General features: G+C 53.8%; 14 protein-coding genes. 4 read left to right on the top strand and 10 right to left on the bottom strand.

From position 1 onward, the window contains the following. Positions 1 to 4: 4 nt before the first annotated feature. From V9K92_RS06125 to V9K92_RS06095, 7 genes are all read right to left on the bottom strand, one after another. Positions 5 to 883 carry a thermonuclease family protein gene (locus V9K92_RS06125; protein ID WP_337353576.1) on the bottom strand — a complete coding sequence of 293 codons (879 nt, stop codon included), beginning with the start codon at positions 881 to 883 and terminating at the stop codon, positions 5 to 7. Positions 884 to 895: 12 nt separating this feature from the next. Further along, on the bottom strand, positions 896 to 1,537 hold the full coding sequence (locus tag V9K92_RS06120) for a helix-turn-helix transcriptional regulator (protein WP_337353575.1): 642 nt from the start codon (positions 1,535 to 1,537) through the stop codon (positions 896 to 898). A 168-nt stretch (positions 1,538 to 1,705) separates the two neighbouring features. Next, positions 1,706 to 3,925 carry a 3-hydroxyacyl-CoA dehydrogenase NAD-binding domain-containing protein gene (locus V9K92_RS06115; RefSeq protein ID WP_337353574.1) on the bottom strand — a complete coding sequence of 740 codons (2,220 nt, stop codon included), beginning with the start codon at positions 3,923 to 3,925 and terminating at the stop codon, positions 1,706 to 1,708. Between the two features lie 11 nt (positions 3,926 to 3,936). Next, positions 3,937 to 5,145, bottom strand: a complete 1,209-nt coding sequence (locus V9K92_RS06110; protein ID WP_337353573.1) for an acetyl-CoA C-acetyltransferase — start codon at positions 5,143 to 5,145, stop codon at positions 3,937 to 3,939. A 27-nt stretch (positions 5,146 to 5,172) separates the two neighbouring features. Then, complete coding sequence (locus V9K92_RS06105; RefSeq protein WP_115051331.1) at positions 5,173 to 6,345, bottom strand: acyl-CoA dehydrogenase family protein; 1,173 nt, start codon at positions 6,343 to 6,345, stop codon at positions 5,173 to 5,175. Positions 6,346 to 6,411: 66 nt separating this feature from the next. Next, positions 6,412 to 8,205, bottom strand: coding sequence for an acyl-CoA dehydrogenase C-terminal domain-containing protein (locus V9K92_RS06100; RefSeq protein WP_337353572.1), 1,794 nt, complete (start codon positions 8,203 to 8,205; stop codon positions 6,412 to 6,414). Positions 8,206 to 8,391: 186 nt separating this feature from the next. Next, on the bottom strand, positions 8,392 to 10,227 hold the full coding sequence (locus V9K92_RS06095; RefSeq protein ID WP_337353571.1) for a glycoside hydrolase family 9 protein: 1,836 nt from the start codon (positions 10,225 to 10,227) through the stop codon (positions 8,392 to 8,394). 323 nt (positions 10,228 to 10,550) lie between these two features. Between V9K92_RS06095 and V9K92_RS06090 the strand changes: the two genes are divergently transcribed. The 3 genes from V9K92_RS06090 to V9K92_RS06080 all read left to right on the top strand — a co-directional run bounded on the left by V9K92_RS06090 (position 10,551) and on the right by V9K92_RS06080 (position 15,638). Next, positions 10,551 to 13,715: a peptidoglycan-binding protein gene (locus tag V9K92_RS06090; protein WP_337353570.1), complete on the top strand. Its 3,165-nt coding sequence runs from the start codon at positions 10,551 to 10,553 to the stop codon at positions 13,713 to 13,715. A gap of 253 nt (positions 13,716 to 13,968) precedes the next feature. Next, positions 13,969 to 14,847: a sulfite exporter TauE/SafE family protein gene (locus V9K92_RS06085; protein WP_370878855.1), complete on the top strand. Its 879-nt coding sequence runs from the start codon at positions 13,969 to 13,971 to the stop codon at positions 14,845 to 14,847. After that, positions 14,844 to 15,638, top strand: coding sequence for a TIGR02186 family protein (locus V9K92_RS06080; protein ID WP_337353569.1), 795 nt, complete (start codon positions 14,844 to 14,846; stop codon positions 15,636 to 15,638). The genes V9K92_RS06085 and V9K92_RS06080 overlap by 4 nt, the downstream gene beginning before the upstream one ends. Before the next feature lie 3 nt (positions 15,639 to 15,641). Here V9K92_RS06080 and V9K92_RS06075 read toward each other — a convergent pair whose 3' ends face one another. After that, complete coding sequence (locus tag V9K92_RS06075) at positions 15,642 to 16,556, bottom strand: methyltransferase domain-containing protein (protein ID WP_337353568.1); 915 nt, start codon at positions 16,554 to 16,556, stop codon at positions 15,642 to 15,644. A 5-nt stretch (positions 16,557 to 16,561) separates the two neighbouring features. Then, positions 16,562 to 17,641 carry a hypothetical protein gene (locus V9K92_RS06070; protein WP_115051338.1) on the bottom strand — a complete coding sequence of 360 codons (1,080 nt, stop codon included), beginning with the start codon at positions 17,639 to 17,641 and terminating at the stop codon, positions 16,562 to 16,564. A 210-nt stretch (positions 17,642 to 17,851) separates the two neighbouring features. Between V9K92_RS06070 and V9K92_RS06065 the strand changes: the two genes are divergently transcribed. Further along, entirely contained in the window at positions 17,852 to 18,814 is a 963-nt protein-coding gene (locus V9K92_RS06065; protein WP_115051339.1) for a nitronate monooxygenase, read from the top strand. On the opposite strand, the gene V9K92_RS06060 is transcribed toward V9K92_RS06065, so the two are convergent. Then, positions 18,811 to 19,320, bottom strand: coding sequence for a GNAT family N-acetyltransferase (locus V9K92_RS06060; protein ID WP_337353567.1), 510 nt, complete (start codon positions 19,318 to 19,320; stop codon positions 18,811 to 18,813). The genes V9K92_RS06065 and V9K92_RS06060 overlap by 4 nt on opposite strands.

The following is a 19,320-nucleotide window of genomic DNA, read 5'->3' as shown; positions in this document are numbered from 1 at the left end:
GACATTACTGTGGGGCGGGTGGAAACGGAGCGTCGGGAGAGGTAAGTGGCGGGGGTGCGACGGGATTTTCAATGATCTCGGGTGTTTCTGTCGGCTGAGGCAGCGGCAGTTCCGTGTCCGTTGGTAAGGATGGCGGCGCACTGCCGAACATACCAAGCTTTTGCTCCTGGGCTTTTTTCATCATCTCAACCGCAGGCGTACCGTCTTGGGCACGCGCCCAGCCATTTGACACGAGCCAATCGGCAATATCCATACTTCCCAGCTTGCATTCAGTTGCAATCAGTTCATCCGAGGGCTGCCCCGGTACGTTGCACTCGATTGCGCGTGAGCGCAGCCAATTGCGCAAGGCAGTGCGCGCAGCCATCCCACAGGGCCAATCAACGCCATCGGCATTGCAGGTTTCTTCAATAGCCGGCGCATTTATCCCCCTAAGTGAAATCTTGTATCCGGATACTTCGATGTCGCCTGCACTTGTCGCGACAGGCCGGTAAAGCAAGGCCGGTTTTGCGGTATCGTCCACTGCCACAGCTGCGGGGGGTGGAGCAGGAGGCGTAGCCTGACCGATATCGCTTAAAGGCTGGCGGGGAGCTATGCGCTCCAATGGTCCCACCTTCGTGGGAGCAGTGCCATCATCCGGATCCACCTGACGCAGAGGAAGCTGATCAATGGTTGATTGAGCCTCTTCTTGTGGGGCTGGTTGATCCTGCTCTGGCGAAGCTCCGCTCTGCATTTCGGCCGGCAGCTCAAAATCCTCGACAGCAGCACTCACTTCCTGATCCGACGCAATGGTTGACTCAAGCGCTCCATGGAAGGGTGCAATGAAGGAATAAGCTAGAGCCAGCGCGACCAGACTGGTCAGGACATAGAGCGGTATCTGGCGCATGAGTGCGAATTCCTATTGGCTCGCCCAAAGGATACGCGCAATCCAATCAATATGGGCTGCGTCAAAAGTCCTGTTTGCATGTTCGGGATTCATTGACTGTAGTTCTATTGTCCGAGGCGTCTGACGTGAAAGAATTTTTGCCATGACTTCGCCGTCCTTGGTTCGAACAACCACACGGTCACCCCGCCTTATAGCTGCGCCGGGCGCCACGATAATTGTATCGCCATCCCGGTAAAGAGGCAGCATTGAATCTCCCGACACTTCAAGCGCATAGACCGCATCGTCCGGTCCGATAGGAAACTCCACAACATCCCATCCCTGGCCGACAGGAAAGCCGCCATCGTCGAAAAATCCGCCTGCACCAGCTTGCGCGAAACCCAGAAGCGGGATGGATCGCATCGCTGCGCCAGCAGCATTGAATGCTTTTCCGTGCACTAGCGTCATGAACTCATCCAGAGAAGCGCCAGTTGCTTCCATGATCTTTGCCAGTGACTCGGTTGAGGGCCAACGCGCGCGGCCATCCGCAGCATATCGCTTGGATTTGTTGAATGTCGTTGGGTCAAGGCCGGCACGCTTCGCCAACCCGGACACGGAAAGAGAATGACGTTGAGCCAGCGCATCGATGGCCGCCCATATGCGGTCATGTGAAAACATGGACATATCCAAGTAAAAGGAAAAAATACCTTGAACATGATTTTAAGCGGCATCTTAACAAAAGTCGAGAGAAATTACGGAAAACTTTCTTATTCCGCTTATTCAAACCGCCATTATTTTATTATTCTAGAAAAGGCGGGAACCGTTCAAACGGTCCCCGCCTTGATACTAAGCGGCTTTCTTTGTCTTTGCCGCAGGATAGGGATTGAAGCGCTCGTAAAACGTATCGCCCTTTTCGGCCATATCGAGCAAGAGCTTTGGAGCTTTGAATTGCGCTCCATATTTCCGCTGCAGCCCCTTGGCGATCTCAACGAACTTCGCTGCGCCGATACCGTCAATATATGACAACGTTCCACCCGTATAAGGAGCAAAGCCGAAGGCCAAAATGGAGCCAACATCTGCCTCGCGCGGATCGGTAACGATCCCCTCCTCCATCACGCGTGCCGCTTCCAGAGCGATCGTTACAAGGAAACGCTGTTTAAGCACTTCAACGTCGATCTTATCGGCATCCTGTTGCGGATAGAGTGTCTTCAACTCCGGCCACAAATGTTTTTTCGCAGGCTTGGCAGGATAGTCGTAGAAGCCCTTGCCATTTTTGCGGCCACGACGATCATATTTATCAACCAGCGTATTGATCAGCTCTACGTGACGCGGGTCGACCGCCTTGGGGCCAAGATCAGCAAGCGTCGCCTTCAGGATTTTCTGAGCAAGATCGATTGCCGTTTCATCGCCGAGAGCCAATGGGCCAACGGGCATCCCTGCCATGCGAGCGGCATTCTCGATCATTGCCGGAGGAACGCCCTCAATCAGCATGTTGTAGGACTCTGACATGTACCGCAGGACGCAGCGATTGACGTAGAACCCACGGGTATCGTTGACGACAATGGGCGTCTTCTTGATAGCGCGCACATAATCGAGCGCCACGGCAAGCGCCTTTTCGGAGGTTTTCTTGCCCATAATGACCTCCACCAGCATCATCTTGTCGACGGGCGAGAAGAAATGAATGCCGATAAAGTTTTTTGGCCGGACAGAAACTTTTGCTAGACCAGTAATGGGAAGCGTCGAAGTGTTTGACGCGAAAACAGCGCCAGGTTTAAGCACGGCCTCGGCCTTTTCCGTCACGACCCGTTTCACTTCACGATCTTCAAACACCGCTTCGATAACAAGGTCAGCACCATCAAGATCGGCATAGTCCGACGAGGTGGTGATCAGGTCGAGAAGCGCCTCTTTATCCTGAGCAGTCGCTTTGCCCTTCTGTACTTCCTTGGTAATCAGATCAGCAGAGTGAGCCTTACCCTTCTCCGCGGCTTCAACGCTTTGGTCGATAAGAACGACAGGAATGCCGGCTTTCGCGGTAACATAGGCAATACTTGCCCCCATGAAACCAGCGCCGACAACGCCGACCTTCTTGAATTTCGTGGGCTTCACATCGTCAGGACGGCGCGCGCCCTTGTTCAATTCCTGCAGGGAGATGAACAGCGAGCGGATCATCATGCTTGCTTCAGTGGTCTGCAAAATTTTCGTGAAGTAGCGCTGTTCGATCTTGAGAGCTGTATCGAAGGGGACGAGCAGACCTTCATAGACCGATTTCAGGATCGATGCGGCACCTGGATAATTGCCATAGGTTTCACGGCGCAAAATAGCCGTGGCAGCTGGCCACAGATTAGCACCGGCGGCAGAATAGATTGCCCCACCTGGCAGTTTGAAACCCTTTTCGTCCCAAGGCTGCACCGGCTTCAAGCCATCCTTGATCATCTTCTTGGCAGCTTCGACCAGTTTCTTGGCCGGAGCAATTTCATGCACCAATCCCATAGCCTTGGCGCGCGATGCAGTCAGGCTTGAACCAGTTGTCATCATCTGCAAGGCATCTTGCTGATTGGTCAGGCGCGGGACGCGCTGCGTTCCGCCGGCACCGGGGAAAATACCGACCTTGACTTCAGGCAAAGCCATTTTAACCGAAGGATCGTCAGAAACCACGCGGCCATGGCAAGCGAGCGACATTTCAAAAGCACCGCCCATGCAAGTGCCATTGATCGCCGAAACCCAGGGCTTGCCCGATGTTTCGAGTTTGCGGAACAGGCTACCCATTTTGCCTGTCGTTTCGAAAAGCAGCTCTACTGCTTTTTGAGGATCTTTTGCTTTCTCGTCCTGAAAGAGCTGGAACATGCGCTTGAGCATGGTCAAATCCGCGCCGCCAGAGAACGTATCTTTGCCGGATGTTATCACAGCGCCCTTGATCGCAGCATCACCTGCAACCTTGTCGACGATGGCATCCAGTTCCTTCATGACCTCTTCTGTGAAGACGTTCATGGATTTGTCGGGCATGTCCCATGTGACGAGAGCAATACCATCTGCATCGACGTCGAATTTGAAGTTTGTATAAGTCATATTCTCTCTCCTCAAACGCGTTCGATGATGGTTGCAGTGCCCATACCAGCGCCAATGCATAGGGTTACCAGCGCGATATTCAGATCGCGGCGCTCAAGTTCGTCAAGAACCGTGCCAAGGATCATTGCGCCTGTTGCGCCGAGTGGATGGCCCATGGCAATCGCGCCACCATTGACGTTAATCTTGTCACGCGGAATGTCGAATGCCTGCATGTAACGCAGAACGACAGCGGCAAAGGCTTCGTTGAGCTCAAACAGATCGATGTCCGAGATTTTCATCTTGGCGCGCTTCAACAACTTCTCTGTCACATCGACAGGACCAGTCAACATCAGAGCCGGATCAGAACCTATATTGGCAAATGCTCGGATGCGGGCACGCGGTTTGGCCGATAGCGCCTTACCAGCACTCTTGGAGCCAAGAAGAACACCGGCGGCACCATCAACAATACCGGATGAATTACCGGCATGATGCACGTGATTGATAGTTTCAACTTCCGGATGGGCCTGAATGCCGACAGCATTAAAACCGCCCATTTCGCCGGGCATGACAAAGGAAGGATTGAGCGATGCCAAAGCCTGCATATCTGTTGTTGGACGCATATGCTCGTCATGGTCCAGGATTGTCAGACCGTTGACATCCTTGATGGTCAGGACGGAATTCTTGAAATAACCCTTCTTCCAGGCTTCGCCCGCACGCTTCTGACTCTCGACAGCGTATGCATCGACATCATCGCGGGTGAAACCATATTTCGTGGCGATAAGATCGGCCGAGACGCCCTGAGGCATAAAATAGCCCGGCAAGCCGACTGACGGATCCATATACCAGGCACCGCCGGACATGCCCATTCCGACGCGTGACATGGATTCAACGCCGCCAGCGATAACGATATCATCTGCGCCTTGCACAATCTTGGCCGCAGCAAAATTTACTGCATCGAGGCCGGAAGCGCAGAAACGCGATATCTGCATGCCTGGAGCTTTGAAATCATACCCGGCTTCAAAAGCGGAAGAGCGAGGGATAACAGCGCCAGCTTCGCCGACCGGATCGACACAGCCATAAATGATATCGTCGACCAGGCCAGTGTCCAACCCATTGCGGTCACGCAAGGCTTCGAGAACATGCGCACCAAGGCGAACGGCAGGAACCTCATGCAGGCTGCCATCTTTCTTGCCCTTGCCACGCGGTGTGCGGACGTGATCGTAAATATATGCGTCGGCCATAATATACTCCCTGTTGCTACCGCAGGCTCAAAGGCTGCGGGCGATCAAAAGCTTCATGATTTCGTTGGTGCCGCCATAAATCCGCTGGACGCGAGCGTCACGGAACATGCGGGCGATTGGATATTCATTCATATAGCCATAGCCACCATGTAGCTGGAGGCACTCATCCACGACCTTGTTTTGCAGGTCTGTCAGCCAATATTTGGCCATGGAGGCTGTCACCGGATCAAGCCCACCATTTACATGCCGCTCAACACAATGATTGTAGAACACCCGGCCTATCGTTGCTTCGGTTTTTAATTCCGCCAGCTTGAACTGGGTGTTCTGGAACTCGATCACAGCCTTGCCGAAGGCTTTACGCTCCTTCACATAGTCACTGGTAATTGCAATGGCGCGTTCCGCCATGGCAATGGCAGTACCGCCAATTTGCAACCGTTCCTGCGGCAATTGCTGCATTAGCTGGACAAATCCCTGTCCTTCTTCGGTGCCCAAAAGATTAGATGTCGGTACCCGCACCTCGTTGAAGAACAGCTCGGATGTATCATTGGATTTCAACCCGACCTTATCGAGGTTACGGCCACGCTCAAAACCCTCCTGCCCGTCAGTCTCAACAATCAGCAACGAGGTACCTTTGGCGCCCTGAGCCGGATCAGTCTTGGCGACAACAATGACCAGATTTGCCAATTGACCATTGGTAATAAAGGTCTTTGAACCATTGATGACATAGTGATTGCCATCTTTCTTCGCGCTGGTCTTAACGCCTTGCAGATCGGAACCTGCACCGGGCTCAGTCATGGCAATAGCGCCGATCAATTCGCCAGTTGCCATTTTTGGCAACCATCTCTGCTTTTGCTCTTCTGAGCCATAATGCAGGATATAGGGTGCTACGATGGAATTGTGCAGGGCAATGCCAAAGCCATCGACACCGACATGGCTGATCGCTTCGAGAATGGCGCTTTCATGGGCGTAGGTACCGCCAGAACCACCATATTCCTCTGGCATAGAGGCGCAGAGAAGCCCGTTTTGGCCTGCCAGTTCCCATACGGAACGGTCAAAAATTTCCTGCTTTTCAAAGCGGTCATAATGCGGCAGGACCTCGGCCTCAAGGAATTTTGCGGCCATTTCTTGCAGCATGACGACGTCGTCAGTTTTCCATTCAGGCCTTGGAACACCCAACACGTCTTCTGGTCGCACACCCATGACAATCCTCCCGAGATTTGTTAAAGCAGGCCGCGCGACCGCGGCCCGTGGCTGCGTTGCATCAGCTTAGAATGCTTCTGCCGCAAGCGCCATCATTGTATCGGCTCCAGTCTGGATACGTGCCAGATGGGCAGAGGTCTCAGGCATTACGCGTTCCATGAAATACTTGCCCGTGATCAGCTTGGTTTCGTAAAACGCTTTGTTTTCTGCGCCATCATCCAATTTTGCATTTGCCGCCTTGGCCATCTGCGCCCACATATAACCCAGCGACACCAAGCCAAAGAGATGCATGAAATCGGTGGATGCCGCTCCGGCATTGTCCGGATTGGCCATGCCATTTTGCATCAGCCACATGGCCGCTGCCTGCAGGTCATTGAGACCTTTTTTCAAATGCTTGGTGTAGAAGGCAAGCTTCTCGTCACCACGATTTTCTTCGCAGAAGTCGCCGACCTCCTTAAAGAAAGCCATGATAGCGCGGCCGCCATTGGCGCCAAGCTTGCGTCCGACCAAATCCAAGGCTTGAACACCGCTTGCGCCTTCATAGATCATGGCAATGCGCGCATCGCGGACATATTGGCTCATTCCGTGCTCTTCAATATAGCCATGGCCACCAAAAACCTGCTGTGCCATGACGGCATGCTCAAAACCCTTGTCCGTCAGAACGCCTTTGAGCACAGGGGTCATCAGGCTGAGAATATCGTCGGCCAACTGCTTTTCCGCTTCGTCTGCGGAACGATGTGCAACATCGGATTTCAATGCAGACCAGAGAATGAAGGCCCGCCCTGCCTCGTTGAACGACTTGATCGTCATAAGGATGCGGCGCACATCAGGATGAACGATAAGTGGATCAGCCTTTTTATCCGGCGCTTTTGGACCTGTCAGAGAGCGGCCCTGAATACGCTCACGCGCATAAATGGCGGCGTTCTGATAAGCGATCTCGCCAATTGAAAGGCCCTGCAAGGCAACACCAAGCCGAGCTTCGTTCATCATGGTGAACATGGCGCGCAGGCCCTTGTTCTCGCCGCCGATCAAGAAGCCCTTGGCTTCATCATAGTTCATCACGCACGTCGAATTGGCGTGAATTCCCATTTTCTCTTCGATGGAACCACAGGAGACGCTATTGCGGGTTCCCGGATTGCCATTATCGTCGAGATTGAACTTGGGGACAATGAATAGGGATATGCCCTTTACGCCCTCTGGCGCGCCTTCAATGCGAGCGAGTACCAGATGGACAATATTCTCCGCCATATCGTGCTCGCCAGCGGAAATGAATATTTTCTGTCCTGAAATCTTGTAAGAACCATCGCCATTTGGAACAGCTTTTGTGCGCAACAGTCCAAGATCAGTGCCGCAATGCGGTTCTGTCAGGTTCATGGTACCGGTCCAGGTGCCGTCAACCATCTTTGGCAGATAGGCTTGCTTTTGCTCATCCGTTCCGTGCGTAAGGATTGCGGCAATAGCCCCTTGCGTAAGTCCCGGATACATGACCAGCGCCATATTGGCAGAAGCCATATATTCACCAACCGCCACATGGAGCGCGTATGGTAGGCCCTGCCCACCGAACTCCTGGGGTACAGCCAATCCGACCCAACCACCTTCGCGATACTGATCAAATGCCTGTTTGAAGCCTTTCGGCGTTGTTACCGAACCATCGGCATTGCGTACACAGCCTTCCCGGTCGCCCGATTGATTAATTGGGAACAGGGTGTTTTCCGCAAGCTTTGCGCCTTCGCCGAGGATTGCGTCAACGATATCCGGCGACGCATCTGCAAATCCTTCAAGATTATTGTAACGCTCAAAACCCAGAACATCATTGAGAACAAAAAGCGTGTCTTCAACGGGCGCGCGGTAACTCGGCATAAGCTTCCTCCAAAACAAAAACGAGTAAAAACAGCACGCAGAGCATCCGTGCTGCCAATATTTCGTACTTCTTAGCAAATTTTGACGTTTCCGTAAACGTCAAAATTTGCAGGCACTGGCTTTTTTGAAACGGCAGAGCATGTACATCATGATTTGAAATGAACAATGCAAGATCAGAAATACGGATCACTTCGTGCGTGTATTGTCGAGAAAATTGGCAATGTAGACCAGAGGGGCATTCCAGTTGATCGTAATCTCGTTGGAGCCATAGGCTTCAATATCGTCAAGATAGCATCGCTGGGGAGCGCAGCCAGCAAGCTTCTCCTTGGAAATATCATCAACAAGCGACGAGTTTGCGCCTCCCGCAAGAGAACCCGGCGGCGGATTAGGCAGGTCGGAATCAATTTGGTGAGCAAACCAGCGGCTATGCTGATTCTTTGAAAAAATCGTGCCGTATCCTGTAATATAAGAAATGTTCATGGCATTGCGGCCCAGAAGATAATCCATGCTTTCGCGAACGCTATCGAGATATTCCTGCTTATCGCTCAAATCGTAAGCAGCGGACACGACGATCATATTCTGCAGGATGGAATGATTGCTCCCCCAATCATATCGGCCATTGTCGGGATGATATATTTGTCCGAATGGCTCTTTCTTCTGGAGTTCAATAAAATCCACGGCAGCGTCAATTACAGAGGTTCTAGCGTCATCCCAGTCCTCCCTTCCCAGCAGCTTGCTTGCGTAAAGAGCGAGGTGCAAACGAGCAAGCCCGGCAACATTCGCCCAGTCGAAGGCACCATGCCCGCCCCGGCTGAATACGTCACCACGCCAGTGCGGCGAGCTTTTGATTGCGGAAAGATAGATCGTATCGCCCGTCGCAAGATAAAGTTCAGCGGCGGCCCAATAGAATTCGTCACTGACATCATCATCGCCATAGGCGCCACCGCCGTGGAAATTTGCCCATGGCGCAATAATATCAGGATGGGCTTGTGCGGCAGACCATGCCTGTTTTGCCGAGGTCAAAAGCCGTGTTGAAAATGTTTCGTCGTAATTCTTGAACACGCGGGAACCCTGGGCTGCGACGGCCGCCAGATTCAGAGTGGCTGCCGTGGAAGGAGCATAAAGTGCGCGCGGTTGCGGATCATTATGAGGCAGCATGGGCACACCGGTCCAACTTGTATCATGAACCTTATGATGAACCATGCCAGCCAATGGCTCCTCATGCGGAACCACCATTTTCAGCATGAATTCCAATTCCCACCGCGCCTCATCGAGAATGTCCGGCACGCCATTGCCCTGCTCCGGCAAACGTGACCGCCTGTCGCTCAGGACTTTTTCGGCATTGCTGGCAAAAAGCTTTCCCCGCTCGACTGTGTCCAAAAGCTGGGAAACAGCGATACCACCATTCACGACATACTTGCCTTGGTCGCCTGCATCATACCAGCCACCCGTCACGTCGAGCTCGTAGCTGCAGTCCCATTTTAATTCGGCATAAAACTTTGCAGCGGCGTCGCGATCAAGACATGGAACAGATGTGTCGCCCAGGTTCGGTGCAATGCCCAGATGTCCTGCGGGGCGCGCATAGAGTGATCCGGCAATATCCTTTCTGATTTCTGTGCCGCTTCGGGCCAGATAAAACCAGGACTGCGCATCCACACTCAACCGATCATAGATATTGGCTTCGATGGAAAAAACCGGGCTCGTGCTTTCGCCCACGACCAGATGATAGCCTACGCCTGTCTTACGATAATTTGTGAAATCCGCCAGATGGGTTTTCAGTCCCGCCATCGCGTCGAAACCCATAGGCCTCGTCCTGCCCTTCAACACCGATACATTTTCAGCATCCACAAGCTGAAATTCCAAAGGCGCATCTGACGGCGATATAATCGTCGCCAGCTTTGGTCCATCCGGCAAATAGCCAAGTTGGTTGGTGCGAATGGACAATTCATCTGCAAAGGCGACCGCTGATGCAATATGGGCAAATACCGCGACCAGCAGCAGCAATAAACAGCGATGTATCATTCAATATTTCTCCGCAGGATGCAGACTGCAATCGGTTATCTGAGCTTTCGCGCGTTGTATCAGATCACTGCCACTAAATTAGTCGTTATTTTAGCGCTTTAACCGGGGTCTTAACCACTTGTTTACCACGTTTCGCCAATGTCAACGCGACGGTGAACCGTGTCTATAAGTGATTTGTTTTTCACGGCTTGTCGGAACGCATGGGGCATGGGCCCCGGCTCTCCGGATTGGCCCCGACGCGCAACGCGGCCTCGGCTTTCCTTCGAGCATCCACAGTATAAATTGCCAGGCAACTGGCGAGTTAATTTGAGCAGCAGACGTTCATGACGAACCAGAGGTCACTGATGGAACAGGTCAATGTCAATCGCGCCCGCCGCGATGCCACGTCGCTGGACAATCTCAATCGCACGCTCGAAGCACTCGAAAGCCAGTTGCGCAATGCCATGCGGCCCAAAGCGCCGGAAAACGAGCAGGACGGCAGTGATATTGCTGATCGCTTTGCTGCATTGGCTTCGCGCGCCGGATTGGCATCACCATCCCGCCGTGAGGTTGCGCCTGCAAGCCCGCTGCAAAATGGCAAGCATGACCTTTCTGCCATAGCCGCGCAATTAAAGCAGTTGCGTACGGAAATGCGCGATGATGCTGAAACATCCAATAATTCGATCCTGCACAATACGACGCTAAATCGGCTGCAGCAGTCATCGGCACCTGCCAACCATTTTAACAATAAGCAGTTGGACAACGATCCGGCAGCGATTTCCATGCTGCGGGGCGACCTTAACGAATTGAAGCAGGCAGTAGCCAAACTTGGCCGCAATGACGCACCTCAACACAATGCTTCAATGCCAGTCCGCTATATGCAGCAGATCGATGATCGCCTCGACGAAATAAGTCGGGCGCTCGTTGCGACCTCCCACCAGACGCCAGCACGCTTTGCCGAAGCCGATGCTTTTGAACGCCTGGAAGCGCGCATCGCATCATTGGCAAGCAGCGTGCAAGCAACAACGCCAGATCGCACTTCTGATGTCATACTGCAACGCATGGGCGAACTGGCACAGCGTGTTGACCATCTCGCCGAACAGGCCAAGCGCCCCGCTATCAACATTGATGCGCTTTCCGAACATCTTGCCGCCGTAGCGCGTCATTTGCAGAATGCGCCTGCCGCCATCAGCATTTCGGATTTCCGCGATCTTGAAGATCGGGTACTGCAGGTCATCGAAAAGCTCGAAGCCATGCCGCAGCAGTCTGCGATTGATCCCCTCTTCAGTGCCACGATCGATCAGCGATTTGCAGAGCTTACGCAGCGGCTCGACGATCACCACCAGATGAGCGAGCATAGCGGTATCCGACTGTCAGACAGTATTGAATCGCGCTTCGATGATATGGCCCGCTTCATTTGGGAAAGCGCTCCGCAAAATAATAAGACTTCCGACGCTATCCATAATCTCGAATTGCAGATTGCGGGTCTTGCAGAGCATTTAGCCAAGTCCAATGATCACTACGCTGAAATGGCCGCCATTCCTCCCCGTCTGGAAGCAATTGAGGAATCAATCGCCGCCAACCGGGATTTTATTGTCGAAACCGCGCGTAATGCTGCCGTTGAAGCTGTCCGCAATATTTCTGGCGTGACGAATGTCCATGATAGCGCGGTTGCACGCGAACTTGCTGGCGACCTGAAGACTCTTGAAAGTCTTGCCCGCAAGTCGGAAGACCGGAATACAAAGACATTTGAAGCGATCCACGACACGCTGTTGAAGATCGTTGATCGTCTGGCATCTTTGGAAAGCGGACCTGTTCCAGTCTATCGTCATGTTCAGGATACCGTAACAAATGAACCGACGATAACCGAACCTGCTTTTGCAACTCCGACGTTCTCCAAGTCCGAAGAAATCTCTCCCGAAGCAGCAGCCGCTTACAATAGCGAGATGGCTGACCCTGAGCCGAATGCAAAGACATCGATATTTGGAGGTCTGACCCGCGGTCTGAAGAGCCGTAGCAAACAAGCTCCGGCACAAGACCCAGAAACCGACATGGGGCGCGATGAACCCGATTTGAAGCTGGATATCGATCCAAGCCTGCTTAATCGTCCGCTTGAGCCGGGTTCCGGCATGCCTGATCTGAATTCCATTCTCAAGCGTGTGCGCGAAGATCGGCGCGAGATGCAACTGGCTGGATCCGGCAACGGCAAGGCGGATTTCATTGCCGCCGCACGCCGCGCAGCACAGGCTGCGGCATCGGAAATGGAGAATCAGCAAAATTCACCATCCACAGCCGATGAACTGGCTGGCGAGGATCACCCCAAGCGGAGTTTTCTCGCAAGGCAGCGCAAACCTATTCTTTTGGCCATTGGCGCCATTATGATTGCTATTGCCGGACTGCAGTTGAAGGCAACCTTTCTGGACCATCCTGTCGCACCTCAAGCTACAGCGTCCAAAGCCGCGCCAGCCAAGGTCGTGGAAAAGCCCGCTCCGGTAGCAGCTGCACGCGAACTTGCAGCGGTGCAACCTGCGCCGGTAAGCGTGGAAAGCGTTATTGCTGCGCAGCAACAAATGCCGGCGACCGTCAATGAAGCGGTCGACACCAGCATGACGACCCAATCCGTGCCGCCGAAGTCATCTGAGCCCATGGCGATCCCTGCCATCCCAACCGATGGATTGCCGGATGAACTTCACACAGCTGTCGTCTCTGGCGATAACAAGGCGCTGTTTGAAATTGGCGACCGCTACATGGATGGCCGTGGCCTTGCGAGCGATTATGGCAAAGCCGCCGAGTGGTACAGGCTGGCCGCAGAGCGCGGTTTTGCTCCTGCTCAATACAGGATCGGCAACTTCTACGAAAAAGGGCTTGGCGTAGACCGCGATGCCGCGAAGGCCAAGCACTGGTACGAACTTGCCGCCAATCAAGGCAACGCCAGCGCCATGCATAATCTCGCAGTACTGTTGGCCGCCGGGACAAATGGCGCACCGGACAATGAAGCGGCGGCACGCTGGTTCACGCGTGCTGCCGAGCTTGGCGTCAAGGATAGCCAGTTCAACCTTGCCATACTTTCGGCGAAGGGCGTTGGCATGAAGCAAAATCTGGAAGAAAGCTACAAATGGTTCGCCATCGCGGCGCAAGCCGGTGATAGCGATGCTGCTTCCAAGCGTGAGGATGTTGCGCACGCGATGACTCCCGATCAGCTTGCCCGTGCCAAGGCTGCCTTTGCCCTGTGGAAGCCAAAGGCGATGGATGCCGACGCCAATGCGCTGAATATTCCTGAACAATGGCGCGAAACGCCTGTGAAGACCGGTTCGCTCGACATGGAAAAGGCCGTGCGCAACATCCAGCTGATTTTGAACAAGAACGGCTATGATGCTGGTGGTTCTGACGGGAGAATCGGCTCCAAAACCCGCGAGGCGATCATGGCGTTCCAGAAGGATAATGGTCTGAAGCCGACCGGCAATATCGACAAGGATCTGGTACAAAACCTGTTGAAGAAAAACGGCTGAACGCTCCAAGCGCTTTGCCGTGATAAAATTGCCTCAGGACCCGAAAAAATCCATTGCGACAAAGGGTTTCGCGTTTAAACCTATATTAAAGTCAAACTCTCAGTCTAAACTCCAATAAAGCCCGCAAGCGAGCAAGAAACCTTAAAGAATTGCTGTCATCGTGGTGCTTGAGCACCATAATGGGGTTTGAAGAGACTTGGGTATTTACCTGCCAATAGCCGAGATTTCGGTCAATATCTTCGTGCTGTTCGGCATGGGAGCGGCTGTGGGATTCCTGTCTGGCATGTTTGGTGTCGGTGGGGGATTTCTCATCACCCCGCTCCTGATTTTCTACAACATTCCCCCTGCTGTCGCCGTTGCGACGGGTGCAAATCAGGTCATCGCCTCTTCTTTCAGCGGCGCTCTTACGCATTTCAAGCGCGGCACGCTGGACGTCAAACTTGGGTCATTGCTGGTTATAGGCGGCATTGTTGGTGCTGGCATAGGCATTTATGTTTTCGTTCTCTTGCGCGAACTTGGTCAGCTGGATCTGATAGTTTCCCTGCTTTACGTGGTCTTCCTGTCAACAATCGGTGGTCTGATGCTTTATGAAAGCGTCCAGGCCATGCGACGAACCCGAGCAGGACAATTGGCAACGTTGAAAAAACCGGGGCAGCACAATTGGGTGCACCGGCTTCCATTCAAAATGCGGTTTCGTGCCTCAAAGATCTATGTGAGCATTATTCCAATTCTGGTATTGGGGGCAGCAATTGGCTTCCTGTCGTCAATTATGGGTGTGGGTGGTGGCTTCATCATGGTTCCAGCCATGATCTATCTGCTTAAAATGCCGACCAATGTCGTTATCGGCACGTCGCTCTATCAAATCGTCTTCGTTACCGCCTTTGCAACAATCATGCAGGCAACCACCAACCAGTCGGTCGATATTGTGCTTGCGTTTCTGTTGATGTCCGGCGGTGTCATCGGCGCGCAATATGGAGCGCGTATCGGCCAGAAATTGCGCGGCGAGCAACTGCGCGCCTTGCTGGCTATGCTGGTTCTCGCTGTTGGCCTGCGTCTTGCTATCGAGCTTTTTGTCACTCCTGATGATCTTTATTCGATCAGCCTTGCAGTTGTAACCGGGGGCGGCTTATGAGGCTGGCCCGGTATTCATTCATTCTGCTTGCCGCATTTCTTGCCGGGCAACCTGCCCTGGCCCAACAGCGTCCAGCAAATACGGAAACAGTGGAGATTGGCCTTTCGACCGATACGATTGCAATCACCTCGGGCTTTCGCGGCACTGACCTGATCGTATTCGGGGCCTTGGATAATGCCGACCCGCTCATTCAACGGCAGGGGCGCTACGATATTGTCGTGGTTCTAGAAGGACCGGAACGCAGTTTTGTTGTCCGCCGCAAGGACCGCTATCTGGGTATTTGGGTCAATGCCGAATCTGCCTCGTTCCAGCACATTCCAGCGTCCTATTCCCTTGCCTCCACGCGAAATCTACAGGACATTGCGACGCCGAAAATCTTCACGCAGCTTGGGCTTGGCGTGAACAATATGTACTATGAACCGATGCCGGACGGTTTCAGCTCCAGTGAATCACTCAAGGAATTCACGACCGAATTGCCGCGCCTCAAGCTTAAGCAAAGGCTGTATAACCAGCGTCCCGGCGATGTTCAGTTCTTGTCGGCGACTCTTTTCCGCGCGACGCTATCCCTGCCTGCCAATGTTCCTGTTGGCAAGCATGTAGCGCGGGCTTTTCTCTTCCGCAATGGTGAGTTCTTGCGCGAAAATGCCACCAGTCTCAATATTGTAAAGGCTGGGCTTGAGTTCCGCATTTATCGTGCAGCGAACCAACATAGCTTGCTTTACGGTATTTTCGCCGTGCTGCTGGCCGTGGTTACCGGCTGGGCTGGCCGCCTGATTTTCCGTAAGGATTGATCCTCAATCCCGCAGTCTTGCAACAATAATCAGCCCTTGCAGAGGTTCGCCGCGATCAAGCCGAATAATTTCTCTGGCAAGCGAGACCAAAGCCATGCCCTGCGCCGACAAAAGCCGCTCTATATAGGATTGCGAGTGGGTATAGCGTAGCGAAGGTTGCAGGATCGGCTCATCGCTGCCCTCTTGATTTTCGACCGAAAAGACAAAGAGTCCATCCACCGCCATTGACTTTGCGATCGTTGCAAAGGCGCGCTCAAGATCGCCCACATATACGAAAACATCGGCGGCAATCACAAGATCGAGGCTACCTGGTTCCACCTCGAATTCGTTGACATCGCTCTTGCGTAGATCATCATAGATTTGCTTTTCGGCAGCCTTTTGCAACATGGCCTCCGACAAGTCCATTCCGTCCAGACGGTCAGCGACCGGTCGCACATATGGACCCATCAAACCCGTGCCGCAGCCCAGATCAAGCGCCCGATGATATCTGCGTGCACCGCCATGCACTTCAATGGCTTGTGCCAAAAGCTCTGGAACGCGATAGTCGAGTTTGTCCAGCAAGGCGCTTTCAAAAGTCGGCGCATAGGCGTCAAAAAGAGTTTCGACATAGGCCAAAGGCGGCATTGCAGGCACTTGCGCATAACCGGTCGCGGCAAGCTTCAGGCCTGCACCAAAGCGATCTTCCGGATCGCATTCCAGAACCTCGCGCCAAGCCGCAGCGGCTGATTCATGCTGCCCGGCGGCTTCCCACATTTCACCGAGGCGAAACCGCCCTGCAGTCCAACCCGGAACAAGTTCCAGCGCCTGCGCCATAAGATCGGCGGCAGCGGCATGATCGCCGCTGTCGAACAGCATATCGGCATAGGAAGCGCGGCGGTCGGCTATCAGATCACCGGATGAGTGGAACGCACGCGCCACTATTGTCAGTTCGTGATCTGCACGCGGATGGCGATAATATCGACAACCTTGCCGGTTTGGGAAATATCCGAATTGATCCTGATGGCGCCATTGCCCGAAGGTTTCTTGTCGGCGGGAAAATCAACCTGCACAAGATATTCCTTGCTGGCGTCGGAAACATCGTAGCGCTTGCGGCCACATTCGCCAAGATTGCCGAAGTTGCAACTGACCGCCATTTGCGTCGCGGTGCCATCCGGCGTCCTTGCCACGATATCAAACAGCGCGGTCTTGCCCGCCAGTTGCTGCAATACGCCCTCACCGATCTGGAAGCTGATCTCATCTGCTTCGCTCGGCGATTTTATACGCAGATATTTCTGCACCTGATCGCCATCAATGGTTGCCGTTGCCCGCCCCGAAACGGAAACCTGTGTTGTATCCGAAGGTTCGAAAATGCCAATCCACGTACCTTCGCTGGGCAATTGCCCTTCTTTCAAAGGTTCGTGGCTGCCGCTGGCTGCGGGATTGCCCGTGCTGGCCGGGACGCTGGAAGGCTTCGAATTGATTATGCCCGTCGCCACCATCCACAATACAACGATCGCGACGACAAACAGGGCAAGAACAATCAAAAGCTTTGTCAGGCCTGTAGCCTTCTTGCTCTCCTGGCGCTGCTTTTTCTCGCGCCGGTAACGATCTTTCTTCACATAGTCTGGGCGTTCATTGCCGGCAGTAAAAGGCCTGTCTGTGGCCAGTTCCGGAGCACCGAGCTCTGGGGCTGGTGCGTTGCCGATGGTCGGCTCGATACGTGCATCACGGCCACGAGGGGCCGCAGGCGCTGCGGAAAAGCTTGGCTCACGCGGCTCGACAACCGGCGCTGGCGCAGCATTAACTACCGGGCGCGCAGCCTGCGCTTCAGTTTCGATCTTGGTAATGGCGAGCTTCAGGCGCTCCCGCCGCTCCTCGCGCTGCGCGTCGTCAAGCGCCCCATTGGCCGCCAGCGAACGCTCATGCGCGCCCCAGGCCGACTCGTAAACCTTCTGCCGTATCGCAGGGTTCTTGGCATCAGCCTTGGCCAATGCATTGCGGATTGCTTGTTCGATCGCTTCCAAACCGACGATTATCCCTTAAAAGAATCAGAGGCTAGCCATAACCTATCTGACTGCTTATTCAAGACAGAGGCGGCGCAATCATGGCCGCATCATACTTTTTGATGAGATCATTTTTGGCCCACATAGCTTTTGCTTGCTCAAAATCAAAGGCATGATAAAAAGGCTTACGTTTACGCAAACGTCAAAATTTGTCATATCTGGGAGGTAGTCATGGCATTGCCGGAAATTCTGAAGAAAAACCTGCGGATTCCGGTTGTCGGAGCGCCCTTATTCATCATTTCCCATCCGGCTTTGGTCATTGCGCAGTGCAAGGCTGGCATTGTCGGCTCCTTCCCCGCGCTCAATGCAAGGCCGGAAGCTCAGCTTGATGAATGGCTGGCGGAAATCACCGAGGCTCTGCGCGACCATGACGAGAAGAACCCGGACAGCCCCGCCGCGCCTTTTGCGGTCAATCAAATCGTCCACCGCTCCAATAAGCGGCTCGAACATGACCTGACCATGTGCGTGAAATACAAGGTGCCTATTGTCATCTCGTCGCTGGGCGCAGTTCCCGAGGTAAATGACGCGATCCATTCCTATGGCGGCATTGTCCTGCATGACATCATCAACAACCGCCACGCAAACTCCGCCATCCGCAAGGGCGCCGATGGGCTGATTGCCGTTGCCGCCGGTGCAGGCGGCCATGCGGGCCCGCTCTCCCCCTTCGCGCTTGTACAGGAAATCCGTGAATGGTTTGACGGCCCGCTGCTGCTTTCCGGCGCTATAGCCACAGGCAAGGCCGTGCTGGCCGCGCAGGCCATGGGCGCAGACCTTGCCTATATCGGCTCCTCCTTCATCGCCACTGAAGAAGCGCGCGCTGTTGACGACTACAAACAGATGATTGTCGATAGCGCCTCTTCCGATATTGTCTATTCCAACTATTTCACCGGCATTCACGGCAATTATCTGAAACCATCCATCGCCAAATCGGGCATGGACCCGGATCATTTGCCCGAAGCCGACCCTTCCAAGATGGATTTCGAAGCGGCGACCACCGGCGCAAAAGCCTGGAAAGACATATGGGGTTGCGGCCAGGGCATCGGCGCAATCAAACAGATTGTTCCGGCAGGCGAACTCGTCGCGCGGCTTGAGCGTGAATATAAGGAAGCCAAGGCAGCGCTCTGCGCCGCCTAACGCGCAGCCGCCTTGTCCAGAACGATCTGCATAAATGTCAGATCAAGCCATTTGCCGAATTTGGTTCCTACTTCCGGCAGATGGCCGACCACCTGAAAGCCAAGTTTTTCATGCAGGCGGATGGAAGCTTCGTTGCCGGATTCAATACCGGCAACCATTACGTGCTTGCCCAGCTCGCGCGCTTTTTCAATCAACGCCAGCATGAGCATCTTGCCGATACCACCGCCACGCGCAGTCTTATGGACATAGACCGAATGTTCCACCGTGTGGCGATAGCCCTCAAAGGCTCGCCAATCGCCAAACGATGCATAGCCGGTGACTTGCCCCTCATTATTGACACTGACAAGCACGGGGAAACCCTTTGACTGCCGATCCCGCAGCCAAGCATTGCGATTATCGAGATCGACCAGCGTCTCATTCCAGATCGCCGTCGTGTTGAGCACAGCATCATTGTATATTTCCAGGATAATTGGGAGATCCGATTCCACAGCCGCACGCACAATCAC

It is taken from the genome of Phyllobacterium sp. CCNWLW109, from assembly GCF_037203905.1.
In the GTDB taxonomy this organism is placed as follows: Bacteria; Pseudomonadota; Alphaproteobacteria; order Rhizobiales; family Rhizobiaceae; genus Phyllobacterium; species Phyllobacterium ifriqiyense.
Note: the sequence above shows the minus strand (reverse complement) of the source record. Positions and strands in the feature narration are given on the sequence as shown.

Excerpts from the sequence above, each read along its gene's own strand:
- V9K92_RS06125 (WP_337353576.1), bottom strand. The coding sequence starts at position 883 with ATGCGCCAGATACCGCTCTATGTCCTGACCAGTCTGGTCGCGCTGGCT.
- V9K92_RS06120 (WP_337353575.1), bottom strand. The coding sequence starts at position 1,537 with ATGTTTTCACATGACCGCATATGGGCGGCCATCGATGCGCTGGCTCAA.
- V9K92_RS06115 (WP_337353574.1), bottom strand. The coding sequence starts at position 3,925 with ATGACTTATACAAACTTCAAATTCGACGTCGATGCAGATGGTATTGCT.
- V9K92_RS06110 (WP_337353573.1), bottom strand. The coding sequence starts at position 5,145 with ATGGCCGACGCATATATTTACGATCACGTCCGCACACCGCGTGGCAAG.
- V9K92_RS06105 (WP_115051331.1), bottom strand. The coding sequence starts at position 6,345 with ATGGGTGTGCGACCAGAAGACGTGTTGGGTGTTCCAAGGCCTGAATGG.
- V9K92_RS06100 (WP_337353572.1), bottom strand. The coding sequence starts at position 8,205 with ATGCCGAGTTACCGCGCGCCCGTTGAAGACACGCTTTTTGTTCTCAAT.
- V9K92_RS06095 (WP_337353571.1), bottom strand. The coding sequence starts at position 10,227 with ATGATACATCGCTGTTTATTGCTGCTGCTGGTCGCGGTATTTGCCCAT.
- V9K92_RS06090 (WP_337353570.1), top strand. The coding sequence starts at position 10,551 with ATGACGAACCAGAGGTCACTGATGGAACAGGTCAATGTCAATCGCGCC.
- V9K92_RS06085 (WP_370878855.1), top strand. The coding sequence starts at position 13,969 with ATGGGAGCGGCTGTGGGATTCCTGTCTGGCATGTTTGGTGTCGGTGGG.
- V9K92_RS06080 (WP_337353569.1), top strand. The coding sequence starts at position 14,844 with ATGAGGCTGGCCCGGTATTCATTCATTCTGCTTGCCGCATTTCTTGCC.
- V9K92_RS06065 (WP_115051339.1), top strand. The coding sequence starts at position 17,852 with ATGGCATTGCCGGAAATTCTGAAGAAAAACCTGCGGATTCCGGTTGTC.